Origin of the sequence: Oleiphilus messinensis (genome assembly GCF_002162375.1) — a bacterium.
Lineage (GTDB): Bacteria > Pseudomonadota > Gammaproteobacteria > Pseudomonadales > Oleiphilaceae > Oleiphilus > Oleiphilus messinensis.
This window is the reverse complement of the sequence record NZ_CP021425.1, coordinates 3,377,771-3,391,254: the sequence shown is the minus strand read 5'-3', so window position 1 is coordinate 3,391,254 and position 13,484 is coordinate 3,377,771. Positions and strand designations below refer to the sequence as shown.

General features: G+C 46.4%; 9 protein-coding genes. 6 read left to right on the top strand and 3 right to left on the bottom strand.

The genetic code is table 11. From position 1 onward, the window contains the following. Window positions 1-69: 69 nt before the first annotated feature. From OLMES_RS14810 to OLMES_RS14800, 3 genes are all read right to left on the bottom strand, one after another. A complete protein-coding gene (locus tag OLMES_RS14810; RefSeq protein ID WP_087461976.1) occupies window positions 70-747 on the bottom strand; it encodes a TSCPD domain-containing protein in 678 nt (225 codons plus the stop codon). Window positions 748-893: 146 nt separating this feature from the next. After that, on the bottom strand, window positions 894-3,032 hold the full coding sequence (locus tag OLMES_RS14805) for an adenosylcobalamin-dependent ribonucleoside-diphosphate reductase (RefSeq protein WP_087461975.1): 2,139 nt from the start codon (window positions 3,030-3,032) through the stop codon (window positions 894-896). 695 nt (window positions 3,033-3,727) lie between these two features. Continuing rightward, window positions 3,728-4,768 carry an NAD-dependent epimerase/dehydratase family protein gene (locus OLMES_RS14800; protein WP_087461974.1) on the bottom strand — a complete coding sequence of 347 codons (1,041 nt, stop codon included), beginning with the start codon at window positions 4,766-4,768 and terminating at the stop codon, window positions 3,728-3,730. Between the two features lie 201 nt (window positions 4,769-4,969). On the opposite strand from OLMES_RS14800, the gene OLMES_RS14795 reads away from it, so the two are divergent. The 6 genes from OLMES_RS14795 to OLMES_RS14765 all read left to right on the top strand — a co-directional run bounded on the left by OLMES_RS14795 (window position 4,970) and on the right by OLMES_RS14765 (window position 13,307). Then, the gene (locus tag OLMES_RS14795; protein WP_087461973.1) at window positions 4,970-6,169 is read left to right on the top strand and encodes a hypothetical protein; all 1,200 of its coding nucleotides are present in this window, start codon (window positions 4,970-4,972) and stop codon (window positions 6,167-6,169) included. A gap of 104 nt (window positions 6,170-6,273) precedes the next feature. Further along, window positions 6,274-7,560: an MFS transporter gene (locus OLMES_RS14790; protein WP_087461972.1), complete on the top strand. Its 1,287-nt coding sequence runs from the start codon at window positions 6,274-6,276 to the stop codon at window positions 7,558-7,560. Window positions 7,561-7,589: 29 nt separating this feature from the next. Beyond that, complete coding sequence (locus tag OLMES_RS14785) at window positions 7,590-8,486, top strand: haloalkane dehalogenase (RefSeq protein WP_087461971.1); 897 nt, start codon at window positions 7,590-7,592, stop codon at window positions 8,484-8,486. 284 nt (window positions 8,487-8,770) lie between these two features. Next, window positions 8,771-10,801 (top strand): AarF/UbiB family protein, encoded by a 2,031-nt coding sequence (locus OLMES_RS14780; protein ID WP_232465115.1) that lies wholly within the window; start codon window positions 8,771-8,773, stop codon window positions 10,799-10,801. 40 nt (window positions 10,802-10,841) lie between these two features. After that, window positions 10,842-11,567, top strand: a complete 726-nt coding sequence (locus OLMES_RS14775; protein WP_232465114.1) for a TIGR01621 family pseudouridine synthase — start codon at window positions 10,842-10,844, stop codon at window positions 11,565-11,567. A 414-nt stretch (window positions 11,568-11,981) separates the two neighbouring features. Next, window positions 11,982-13,307 (top strand): energy transducer TonB family protein, encoded by a 1,326-nt coding sequence (locus OLMES_RS14765; RefSeq protein ID WP_198342991.1) that lies wholly within the window; start codon window positions 11,982-11,984, stop codon window positions 13,305-13,307. Window positions 13,308-13,484 lie beyond the last annotated feature (177 nt).

Genomic DNA, 13,484 nt, shown 5'->3' with positions numbered 1-13,484 from the left:
TGTTACCATTTTTGGAAATTGAGGAATCGTTTAGACAGAAATTACTCAACGAATCCTCAAAAAATTCGGCTAGCCGCACTTACTGTCGCCGCAGCTTAGGCAGGTTTGGCAACCGTCCATTACAATCACTGCTTTGGTAGAACACTTTTTGCACAGTGTGGCGTTGGCTGGGTAGCTACTGTCGGAATCGTTGCTTGAGCTGGATTGCTTGGACTCGAATGCCGCTCGTTTTTCCGCGAGGATGCGTTTGGTAAGGTCGCTCATTTCATCCGTTTCGATCAAACCGATTGCCTTCATGTGCTTTTCAATGACGGCACCAATTTCTGCAACCAACGACGGCATGAAAACACCGCCCTTTTTGTAGTATCCACCATTTGGGTCATAAACCGAGCCCAGCTCTTCTACAAGAAAGGTTACATCACCGCCTTTGCGGAATACCGCCGATACTACTCGAGTGAGGGCAATAACCCATTGAAAATGCTCCATCGACTTCGAGTTGATGAACACTTCATAAGGGCGGCGAGTTTCATGGTCAGTATCTTCATTCAATACGATATCATTGATCGTAATGTACATGGCATGCTCAGATACTGGTGGTTTGATTTTATAAGTGGTGCCAAGTAAAAAGTCAGGTCGTTCGATGGTCTCATTCATCTCAACCGGCGCATTTACCGGTGTTTCTACGACTTCAGTTTCGGCCTTTTTTACTGCGTAGCCCACGATTTTACGATCTATTTTCACTGCCATGGTTAGGTTCCTGCCGTGACATTTTGTCAATTATTTACCAGGGCACAAATAACAGTCCGGAAACAGCGTTATGACTCTGTAACTGCTAATTGCGCCAAAAATTACTTTTTTGATGTATTGTTGTGAGTTGTTGAACAACTCAGCAATCAGTATTTGCCATAAGTGCCTTCTTTCAGGGCATCAAACAGATTGGCTGCAGAATGCATTTCGCCATCATACTCGACTTCTTCATTCCCTTTAAGACTTACTTTGCTGCCATCATCCAGCGTAAACTCGTAGATGGTGTTCTCCAGGTCTTTTTCTTTAACCAGAACACCCTGGAACGCTTCCGGGTTGAAGCGGAAGGTTGTGCAGCCCTTCAAGCCTTGTTCGTAAGCATACAGGTAAATGTTCTTGAAGTCTTGATACGGGAAGTCGGTTGGAACATTTGCTGTTTTAGAGATTGAAGAATCAACCCATTTTTGTGCCGCCGCCTGAATGTCGACGTGCTGCTTCGGTGTAACTTCATCTGCAGAAATGAAATACTCAGGGAGCTTTTCATCCTGGTTCTCTGAAAAAGGCATCGCGACAGGATTAACAAGGTGACGATACGCCAGGAGTTCATAAGAGAAAACATCAACTTTCTCTTTAGTTTTTTTACCTTCACGGATAATGTTCCGTGAATAGTGGTGCGCGAAGCTTGGTTCGATACCATTACTGACGTTGTTGGCCAGTGACAGGGAGATGGTGCCCGTTGGCGCGATCGACGTATGATGGGTGAATCGTGCGCCTTTCTCCACAAGCGCCTTGACCAGGTCAGCATCGATCTCTGCAATACGCTGCATATAGCGGCTGTATTTCCCGTGTAATAGCTTGCCTTTTACTTTGTCGCCGACTTTGATACCGTCTTTGCCCATTTCAGGTCGTTTGGCCAGCATTTCACCTGTGACAGTGAATTCTTCTTCCATGATGGGGGCGCAGCCTTTCTCTTCGCTCAGAGCGAGGGCTTGGCGCCAGCCTTCGAGTGCCATTTCCTGATTGACTTTTTCAGTAAATTCAACAGAAGCTTCGGACCCGTATGGCATTTTCAACATCGTTAATGCGGAGCCCAGGCCAAGAATACCCATACCATGCCGACGTTTGGTTTCAATTTCGTGGCGTTGCTGCGGTAGTGGTAGCCCGTTGATTTCCACGACATTGTCTAGCATGCGTGTAAATATACCCACGACGCGACGGTATTTTTCCCAGTTGAAAGCGGCTTTATCTGTGAACGGATTTTCGACAAATTTAGTCAGATTGACCGAGCCCAGCAGGCAGCTTCCATAAGGGGGCAGGGGCTGTTCGCCACAAGGGTTGGTTGCGCGAATATTTTCGCAGAACCAGTTGTTGTTCATTTCATTCACTTTGTCGATCAGAATGAATCCAGGCTCGGCAAAGTCATAAGTGGATGTCATGATGGCATCCCAAATGAAGCGCGCTTTAACGACGTTGTAAACGCGACATGCGACATTTCCTTGGGCGTCGGTTACGTAACCGTCCTGAACGGGGAAGGAGCGGTAAACAAACTTGGTTTCGTCAGACAACTCCAGCGCTTCTGATTCAGCTTCTTTAATTGAGACCGGGAAGGAAAGTTTCCAGTCGCCATCTGCTTTCACGGCAGCAATGAAATCTTCCGTGATCAGCAGCGAAAGGTTGAATTGACGTAATCGACCGTCTTCCCGCTTGGCGCGGATGAAGTCCAATACGTCAGGGTGGTGGACATCGAAGGTCGCCATTTGGGCACCACGACGACCGCCTGCCGAGCTAACCGTGAAACACATTTTGTCGAAGATATCCATAAACGACAAGGGGCCCGATGTCGTTGCCCCTGCACCGGCTACATAAGCGCCTTTGGGGCGAAGCGTGGAGAATTCATAACCGATGCCGCAGCCCGCTTTCAGAGTAAGGCCTGCTTCGTGGTTTTTCAGCAGAATATCGTCCATTGAGTCAAATACTGTGCCGGATACGGTGCAGTTGATGGTGGATGTGGCAGGTTTGTGGTCTCCTGCGCCTGCATTAGAAGTAATACGACCGGCTGGAATGGCACCGTTTTCCAATGCCCAGGTGAAATCCTGAAAGACTTTGCTACGAATTTTCTCGTTTTCTACCTCTGCCAGCGCCTTTGCAACGCGGGTATAGGTATCGCGAATTGATCCGTCTACGGGGTCACCGTTTTTGGTTTTGAGTTGATATTTTGTGCCCCAAATATCAATTGATGCAGCTTGCATTGGGATAGAAGACGTGATCGGTTTTACTTTAGCGTTCATAAGTCCCTCAGAAGTTGTGTGTAGCAGCCCCGTTCAAACTCAACCTCGTATATCATGCTTCCAACCTGAAACTGAGCAGACAACAAGCGTGTGTATCGATACAGCACATGTGATACCCAGCTAATCTGAGAAACTGAAGATATTTCAGAGACCCAATATATAGTACCTGTATTGGTAGCTTGAAAACGTAGGATGTTTATTTGATCTATTATTTAATGACAGTTTGTTCAGTCCGTGAGGCACCCATTTCCAGCCCGTGAGACATCTATTTCAGTCTGTTTTCCAGAAACTATGGTGTGGGATAGCGGTTTTGAATTTGTTAAAAAAGTGCAAAACGCTCTTGAAATACGCCAATAAATTGATTAGGCGATATCTTTAAAACCCTATATATCTGTCAATTTCGAAAAATTATAACAGTATATTGTGGTTTGTGAAGTTTAAATTCCGGGAAGAACAGAATTTTTTTTCTTGCCAATTTGTCTATCTTGTGCGTTTGATTTTAATTTGACCAAATTGGTCATAAAAAAATATTTTTCGCTAAAAAGTCAATTTATCCTGCAACGTTCACCAGGAAAATAATGACTTTTAGATAACTACCTGTTTTTTATTAATACTAGATGTTGTGGTGGTGTTGTGGGCAGAGAAGAGGCCTCACAATTAAACGAGGCCAAGTTTTTAAGGGAGTGTTAGCGACGTTATCGCGTTTGTTGATAGTGTTCGAATGCAGCTTGAACTTTGTTGTGTCTACTGTGCTTTATTTTATTGGTTTTAAGCAGCCATTCCACTGCGCTGGCGAGGGCTTCTTCGCCGTTCCGGCTCGTTATTTCCAGATCTTCCAAGGTGTTCAGGAAGTTATAGTAGGCAAAACGTTCAGCAACTTCGTAGACTAGATCGTAAGTGAACGGAGGCGTTACGCCAACGAGCTTGCAGAGACGCTCGACTATAGTCGCCGTCATCAAGGTTGCCTTTCTGCCAAAGGGGAGGTGAATAGGTTTGATACCCGTCATCTTCCGGATCAGCTGTCCGAACTGTTTCACTTCCATATTTTCACCACCGATGATATATCTTCGGCAGTTTTCACCTTTATCCAGTGCTGCAACGTGAGCGGCGGCGACATCTCTTACATCAACGAGGTTGAGTCCGCCTTTGTAGGTTTGGCCCGTACCGTTGATCAAGTCCATAACCAGCTGATTTGATGGCGTGATGCGATAATCAAAGGCACCGAGTACGATAGCCGGACAGATCACAATGGTGTGGATATCGAATTTTCGGGCTAACTCCTGTGCCTTTTTCTCGCTTTGGGTTTTCGCCACATAGTAAGGGTTGTGTGCATCGTCATTCCAGTCGTCACCGGTTCGGAGCACATTGGGGTTATAGGAAAACCCGACTGAGGCCACTGAGCTGGTATAGACGATTCGCTTGATGCCAGCGTCGTGGGCCGCCTGAAAAACGCACTCCGCCCCCTTGATTGCAGGTTCCACAATTTCTTCGGCAGTTTTGGCAATGGTTTTATAGACCGCTGCCAGGTGGATGATTGCATCACATCCCTGCGCAGCGCTCTGGAGGCTGGCCAGATCCATAACATCGCCATTAACATGCTCAATTTGTAAGCCCTCCAGGCCACGCAAGTCTGCTCCCTTTCGGGTGAAAGCTCTAACCTTGTGCCCTTTCACCAATAGAGCCCTTACAACGTTTGCTCCGATGTGTCCGTTTGCGCCTGTAACTAATACCAGCATTGTGCAGCTTCTCCGCGATAATATCTCTGATGACTTTAGGTCAATTTTGGGCTGATCAATATAACTCTGGTGGTACATCAATCTCTGCTATACACTGAGTAAGTCAGTGTAATGTGTTGTTCTCATTCTGCTATCAAATTATGTAAAAGTGTAGATGAATAACGGTACTCGCTTCCCGAATATGAAAAAAAAGAAAGGGATATGAAAGGTCGGCAGTATTTCAAAAAAATTGTGGAGTTTATTTCCACCATCCCGGGATTCGATGAAATCCATAAACAACAGTGTAACGAAGCGGCGTTATTGTTCTTATGTGAGTCACTGGAGCAATACCCATTGATCGCCTTTCATCTTGACGAACTGGAGCGGCTACATTTACCGCAATGGCAGAAGAGCTTATTTTGTGTCTGGATGGGATTTATGCTGGCCGAACGCCTGGAAATTCCAGACTATGCTCTTGGGGAATTGTTTTTGGCATTGTGTGCCGGTGATATAGGCGTGTGTGACGCTGTGCAAAATCAAGTGCTGGATACCAATGCTACTGATCAGCGCTTACCGGCTGAAGATATAACTCGTGCTTTTTTATCCTCCCAGAAAGGCGTATGCATTAAAGTTATCCAGCTGCTTACGAATGGAGCCGATGATAATTTCGTGGATGATGAGTCTGCTGCCGCGGCCAGCTTCGATATCTCTGATCGATTGGTGATTGTTGTAAATGAAGTGTACAACCTCGCCTTCAAGCACTTCGACGGCCCTGTGCATGCGCGTTTTGTGGCGATGTTGTTGCAATGCCATGCGGTCTATCGATTCCGCATGATTTATACGAAATGCATTCTGCTACTTAAAGTTGAGAGTAAAGAAACGACTTTATATACGGGCACTGCTGCAACCGACCAAACTATCGCGAATTTAGAAAAAAAGCGGTATGCGTTACATGCAGATTATCTCACTCTATTGAAAGTTGTTGCTGATCTGAAAGTGATTTCGCCTGCCGTAGATGAGAAAGTGGTATCCCGGATTCCTTACTTTACCTGGCTTTTAATCAATAGTTCTGGTGTTCTTTCTCCACTGTCGACGCGCTTTGAAGCCGATGAATATTCCCGTGATGAAAACGCCCAGGTAGAAACAACTTCATCGCTACAGGATATCAATACGGCATGCTACGAAATGGGGCTCCTGCAAAGTTATCTCGAGCATTTCATCGTGTTTTTCGCTCGGGAGGTTCGTCAACAATTGCTGGGTTCTCCGGAGTGGTCAAAAACGGGTGAAAGTAAAGAGCAGGGAAGCGAAAGAGTGGTTCGAATTACCGATTTTATTTCCCAGGTGCTTGACCAGACAAACTTGATTAATGACCCGCAAGGGGATGATGAAGCGTTCAACCTGTTTACAATTGGTAGTATTTGAGCCCGTATGTATTGATCGTAACTTACCCGGCGATAATAGCGTCTCAGGCTGCTTTGCAGCGCCCGGTTGATATTAATAAACCCTAATGAATACTCAATTAACACGTGAAAAATCATAAGTTCATAGCACGCAAAACCGTACCAGCCAGCGTAATTGTTTTACTCACCTCTTTGTATTTTGCTCAAGGCTTTCCTGCGGGTCTGTTGGTACAAGCCTTGCCACCGATTCTGCGTGATGCCGGAGTACCTGTAGAGTACATTGGTTTGCTTAAACTACTGGCTGTGCCTTGGGTTTTGAAGTTTTTGTGGGCACCATTCATGGATCGGTTTTACAGTGATCGGTTGGGAGCGCATCGGGGATGGATTCTCATTATGCAGTTCGGGTTAGTGGCGATATTGGTATTGTTGTCCTTTTTCTCGCCTTACGAAATGTCGACAGCTCTCATTGTGGTTTTTCTGTTGCTGTTATTTGTAATGAATACCGGATGTGCGACTCAGGATATTGCCACCGATGGTCTGGCCGTCAAATTATTGGTGCCGGAACAAAGAGGCATCGGTAATAGTATCCAGGTCAGCGGTTACAAACTGGGTATGATGTTAGGGGGAGCAGCCATTCTGTTTGGTATGGATGTAGTGGGTTGGCAGTGGACTTTCCTGGCGATGGCAGGAACCATGGTGCTGCTCACCGTATCGGTATACCTATTTCGCGAAGCCCCTCAATATGGGGCTCCTTCGAACGTATCTCTCGCATCAAGTACGCAGACTAATAGCTTCTTAGGGCTGTTTGTTGGTGCATACAAAGGCTTTGTCAGTCAGCCGGGAATATTGCTTTGGCTGGTTGTTTTGCTTACTTATAAAGTGGCGGATTCTCTGGCTTCAGCGATGATCAAGCCGTTGCTGATCGATCTCAACTATTCGCTCACAGAAGTTGGCCAGATTACACTTATTTCAAGTGTTACAGGGTTACTAGGAGCGATAGCCGGTGGTTACATTTATGTGATAGCAGGGGCCAAGCGCTGTCTGATCGGCTTGGGTGCGCTCCAGGCCCTCTCTCTGGGCGCCTATGGTCTTGTTGAAACCCAAAATTTGAACCATATTGTGGTTTATATTGTTGCCTGTACAGAACAAATGCTGGATGGAATGACCACCGTGGCGTTGTTTGCCTTAATGATGGATCACTGTCGCAAGGGGTCAGAGTCCACTGATTATACTGTTCAGGCATGCTTGCAAATCGTTATTGCCGGGGTGGGCGCGGTTTCCGCAGGGATTGGCGTTAAATTTCTGGGATATGCGCCTGTGTTTTACAGCGCAGCTGCGCTCGGGCTTATTGCGTTGATTCCTGTTTGGTTATTGTTTCGACGGTATCCAAAAGGTTCTGCGTTGATACGTTAAAAATAAAATAAAGATAAGGACTAATCGATATGTATGAAAGTTTAAGAACACCTGAATCCCGTTTCAAGAATCTACCTGATTATCCCTTTATTCCGAATTACATTGATGTAGATGGTCTCCGGATGCACTACGTCGATGAAGGGGATAAATCCGCACCGCCGGTATTGATGTTACATGGTGAGCCGTCCTGGTCTTATTTGTACCGTCATATGATACCGTTGTTTACTGATGCCGGTTTCCGGGCGGTTGCACCGGATCTGATTGGCTTTGGTAAGTCTGACAAGCCCGTAAAAATTGAAGATTATACATATAGCCGGCATGTAAACTGGCTCAAAACGTTCATCGAAACTCTGGATCTGAATGATATCACGCTGATCTGCCAGGATTGGGGGGCATTGTTGGGGTTGAGAATCGCTACGGAAATGGAATCACGATTTTCCAGAATCGTGGTCGGAAATGGTTTCCTGCCAACGGGTGAACAGAAAGTGCCCCTGGCATTTCAGGCCTGGAAATCTTTCGCGGTATATAGCCCTGTATTTCCAGTCGGTATGATATTGAACGCAGGGACTGCGCGATGGTTAAGTCGGCGTGAAATGGCCGCGTATGATGCGCCCTTTCCCAGTAAAGCCTACAAAGCGGGAGCGCGGGCTTTTCCTAAACTGGTTCCCGTCAGTCCGGACCACGAGGGGGCGGTCGAGAATCGAGAAGCCTGGGTCAAATTGGGGGCGTGGAACAAACCCTTTCTGACCTCTTTTAGCGATGGTGACCCCATCATGAGGGGGGGAGACCGCTACTTCCAAAGCCGTGTTCCTGGTGCTAAAGGGTTGTCTCATCGCACGGTACGTGGCGGCCACTTTTTGCAAGAGGATTCACCTGTGGAATTTGCCAATGCGGCAATTGATCTGATTCGCTCCACGCCGAATTAGAAACACAGCTATACTAAAATGGACTAAAAATATAATAATAACTGCACCATTGTCTGAAATGGGGTAGGATAATCCGTGTTCAGGGTGCACAAATACGCGGGGCGGGAAAGAACCTGTGTAGTTCAGAAATAGTTTAGTAATACTGATCTTTGTGTAGGGGAGTGTTCAGGCACACGCGAAGATCGGGCAGACTAACTGGAGCGGACGCAACTCAACAGCAATAATAAATTCGACAATAGCGACTGGTTCCGTTGCTTGTCGTTCCGCCGAACGTTAGGAATGGTATGATGGACGTTAGAAAAGACTTGGTGAAAAGAATTTCGTACGAAGAGAGGGTGGTTGATATTTCAGACAAGCCTGCCAAAGAAGCTAAGAAGGTTATCGAGATAAACTTGCCTGTGCTGCGCAAGCGAACGGACACGGTGCTTAAAACCGCCGGCCAGTTCGCAGTGAGCACCGTTCGTCTGCCAAAAGCCTTTCTGCCGCTCGTACAACTGCTGGTCAGTGACTCAGATATCTCTCGGGAGCAGCTTGCTTTTGAGCTGGATGAGTTATTTAGCACGTTGTACGATCATCCTCTATCCGAGCATTCGCGCACCCTGACACTGTACTTGCGCAAGTACAAATTGATACCGAATGAAGAATCGACCGAGAATCTGATCAGGTTTATGGTCAAACAGGTGGTGCTCCGCAGTCCTGTTGAAATTCCAGATGTCATTGTTGATGAGTTCTGGAGCTTCTTTCATGAATTGATCAGTGCACCCGAACTACGAGGTTTGGTTGAAACCAATCTGGATATTGTCCGCCTCGTTCTGCGAACCTATGAGCCATTGATCGTTGAATTGATCAACCGTGTGAAGAATTTGCGCAGGGTAAATCAACATGCGATTTCGGATATGCTCTCAAAAGTCCTCGTCTTGCGGGGGGATCTCCGGATCTTGCGCCGCCAGATTCGGGCAATTCGATATATAAAACCGTTTTTCAAAACAGATCCAAAAGACTTCGCGGCCCAGGCGCAAATTGTTGCACAGATGGTTCGGGAATTCGGCCCGCTGTTTATAAAAATGGCCCAGGTTGCAGCAGCCAACTCGGAATTTTTACCAGAAGAAATCGCTTCGGAGCTGAAGGTTTTCCAGGAAGATGTCGAACCGATGACCGGAGAAGAAGTCAAAGAAGCCTTTATGGAAGTCTATGGCAAATCTCCGACCGAAATTTATTTCAATTTTGATGTTGAAAAGCCGCTCAAGTCCGGTTCAATTGGCAGTGTTTATCTCGCCAAGAAGCCCGTTGTACAAAACGGTGTCGAAATTCTCATCCCGGTTGTCGTCAAGGTTGCTCGGCATAACCTCGAACGTGAGTTTCAGATGGGGGCACTGGCAATCGAATTGATGCTTATCAGCAGCCAGTATTGGGCGCCTCACTCCAAAATCCTGCCGTTTCTTGAGTCTATGGCCAAGCAGATAAAAGAGTTTACCAAGGGTTTTGAACAGGAATTAAACTTCGAAGATGAGGCGGCGATTCAAACCCGATTCGCGGCCCGTAGCAAGCAATCGAATGTTTGGCACGTGCCCGATATCTATTCCAGTTCCGGTCGTATTCTCGAAATGGAATTCCTGGAAGATGCAATGGCCGTAAACTACGCCATTGAGAAGTTGGTGGGGCGTGATCGTTTTCGCTTCCAGCGTAAGGTTGCCGAAAACTTCCTGTTCTCGGTTATGGAGCAACTTGTTATCTACCAGGAATTCCATGGTGACTTGCACCCAGGCAACATTATGGTAGGGCATGAAGCCCAGCTATACCTGATCGACTGGGGTAACGCTGTAGATATGCGAGGAAAATGGGCACTGGTGTGGAACTATATCGTAGCGGTACTTGTAGCGGATACAGATCAACTTGCGGATGTGTTGATTAAAATGAGTACGCACCCGGAAGAAAATCTGACGCGAAAGCAGGATATTGTTGACGCTCTGGATGAAACCCTGGTTAAAAAACAAATAACACCCATTCGAGGCAAGGTGATTCGGGCCTTGCGGGAAGAGCGCATGGAAGGGGTTCACCGGCGCTTGCAGTGTGTGATGCAGCTTATGTCCAACACCTACCAATTAGGCATTGTGATTCAAAGTGATTATCTCCATTTGTCCCGTTCGATCGTTGCAATGGCGGGTACTTACGGTAATCTTTATAAAGGCATGTCAAAGATCACTCTGGCTCGTGATTTGTTCACTCAAATGACATTGTTCCCCGTAAATCTGGCGGTGGATCGCTTGAGAAACAAAAAAGTCGAGTTGCAAAAGTATCTTACCGTTGGTGACTGACTGAGCTGACTAACCGAGCTGGCAAAAATCGTAGGTAAGTGTGAGCCCTGATTCTCCCTATTTTGAACAGAGTGATATTCTTTATGATCACTCTGATTTCTATATCGTCTACAAAAAGCCCGGAATTGACGTTCACAGTGATGCTGAACAAGCGGGATTCCTGCAGCAAATGCGCGGGGAACTAAAAGACGACAAGTTGTTTTTAGTGCACAGGCTGGATAAGCCGACCTCCGGAATCATGATAATTGCTCGGTCGCCCGAAGCGAACAGCGTGCTATCCCAGCTTTTTCAGGCTCGATCTGTTGAAAAATACTACCTGGCGTTGTCCGATCGTAAACCGAAGAAAAAGCAGGGCACCATTAAAGGGTTTATGCAGCGTTCCCGTCGGTCTGCCTGGAAACTGGTGCGTGACGCTGTCGATAATAATGAGTCACCGGCAATTACCCGGTTCGAGAGTGCCTCTGCAGGCACCAATCTGCGATTGTTCTGGGTTCGGCCCCAGACGGGAAAAACACATCAGATTCGAGTTGCATTGAAAAGCATTGGATCGCCAATCATAGGCGATACGCTTTATTACCCTGGAAGCGAGGGATTGTCCCATAGCCATTTTGGCATGACGGAAGCGGATCGTTTGTATCTGCACGCCTGTCGATTGAAATTTACCTACGATGGAAGCCCGTTTAATTTTATTTGCTTACCTCGGGAAGGTCAGTTATTTGCAAGTGATGAAGTCCTCCGGCTGGCATCATTATGGAGCGGCGATTAGAGTTAATTTTCCGGGTTGTTGAACAATCCGGCTGGTCACGCTGATGTTATGTTCGCTCGACTTTGCGCTCGCCGCACCTATTGCACTGCCAGATTGAAACTAATTTGCCCTGTTTGACGTCAAACTGTTTATCTTGAACGATTTCCCATTTGTGAAAGCCGCTCTTACAAAGCGTTTTGCCTTTATGTTTTTCTTTTGCGGATTTTGCTTTGAATTGAAGGACTTCACCCATGACGCTTAGAACCTATGTTGGTACGGCTGTGCTGAAATTAACAAAGAAATGCTTTTTCAACGGTCGTAATTAGAATACATTAACACATAGAGCGCCATCATGTGCTCTGCGGTTTATTGATCAACTGAATTTTAAAACAACAATAATTAATTGGTAACCCATTGCTGGCAATTAAGTCCCTCGTGTCGACCAAGAATAGAAAGCACGGATTCAGTCGTGAGCGTCGAGTAAACAGTCTTAGACCGCTTCAGGTCTTCATCGTCGTGAGCGTGCTTGTCAATCTCTTGGTATCATTATGGCTTACAAAGCAGTATCAAGCCTATAAAAACAACGCGACCAGCAATCAAGAACACACTTATCAAGTCACCTTGAATCCTCAGCGCGTAAAAAAACCGCAGAAAGAGGCCGTTGATACAATTTCTGAACCTGAATCAAAACCGGCGGTGGAACATCAGGCTGAGCCAGTTCCAGAGCCGATTCCTGAGCCACCAAGTGAGCTTGAGCCATTACAGCAAGAGCAGCTTGTCGAGGAGCAGCATAATCCATTCCATAACGCTAACCAAAATGCTTCAACGAATACGACAGTTAAAGAGCAGTCAAATCTTGTCTCCGGTAAACCTTTTGCTACTGAAGACTACCAAGCTAGTGAGGCCTCCCCAGCTAATGAGGTCTCCAAGGTTGAAGAAGTGCATAGCCCTTTAAAGCATGCTGGAAATGATGGGGCGAAGTCCGTTTCGGAAACCGAAACTAAAGTTAGCAGGTCTGACAGTTTCGTGGATGAAGATGTCGCAAATGGTACGATTGATTCGACAGAGATTGATGTTAATCCAACAGATGCAAATAGCGCCGAGGTCCTAACCACTACCAATCAGGCAAGTTGGCGTATTGATAAAAACGTAAACGAAGAAAAAATACCCGCTGCTTCACAGCAAAAACAAGTCAGCGCATCTGGGCGTAAATCCAATCCAGGCTCTGAAATTGAGGCATTAATTCGTTCCGGCCGTGAGAGGATGGATTCCACACCCCAAGAATTTGCCGAGACTGCGAAAAAACCAGAATCAAAACTAAAGATTCCTGATGAGTTTCGAGAAAAAATGGGCAACATGGAGCTGTTGGATGATGTTAGTCTCAAAGAAACAACGGTAATGGAGCCTTATAGTCAACTGGAAGCTAAAAAGTTGCAAATGGTGAACCGGTATCTGGAGAAAATGCAAAAGCAAATCGTTGCGCGGTGGAAGAAACCCAATAAGGAATTTCCGAAATTGAGGGGCATTATCAAATTTCAATTGGATAAAAATGGTTATCTTGAGGACGCCGATATCTTTGTCGGCAGCGGTGATGTCGAGTTAGATGTTTCGGCTCTGGACGCTGTGCGAAGTGTCATCCGTTATGCAGTACCGGAAAATCAATCAATTGTGAATCGTTATTACCGAAGTTTGAAGTGGTACTTCAGTTCCCATGAAAGGGAAATCGAGGAAATGGTTTTTGTAGAAGAAATAGAGCATTAGGGTCTGTTGACGCTTCATATTTAACCTCTGTTGAGCCTGAAAATCGCTCAACCCTTCGGGCCAACGCTATTTTTTCGCCCCGATGCGTTGCTGCTCGCTGATGTAGAATAACTACACGACACTCGCAGCGCCTGACTGGACAAAAAAATAGCGCTGGCAGAGGTTAAATATGAAACG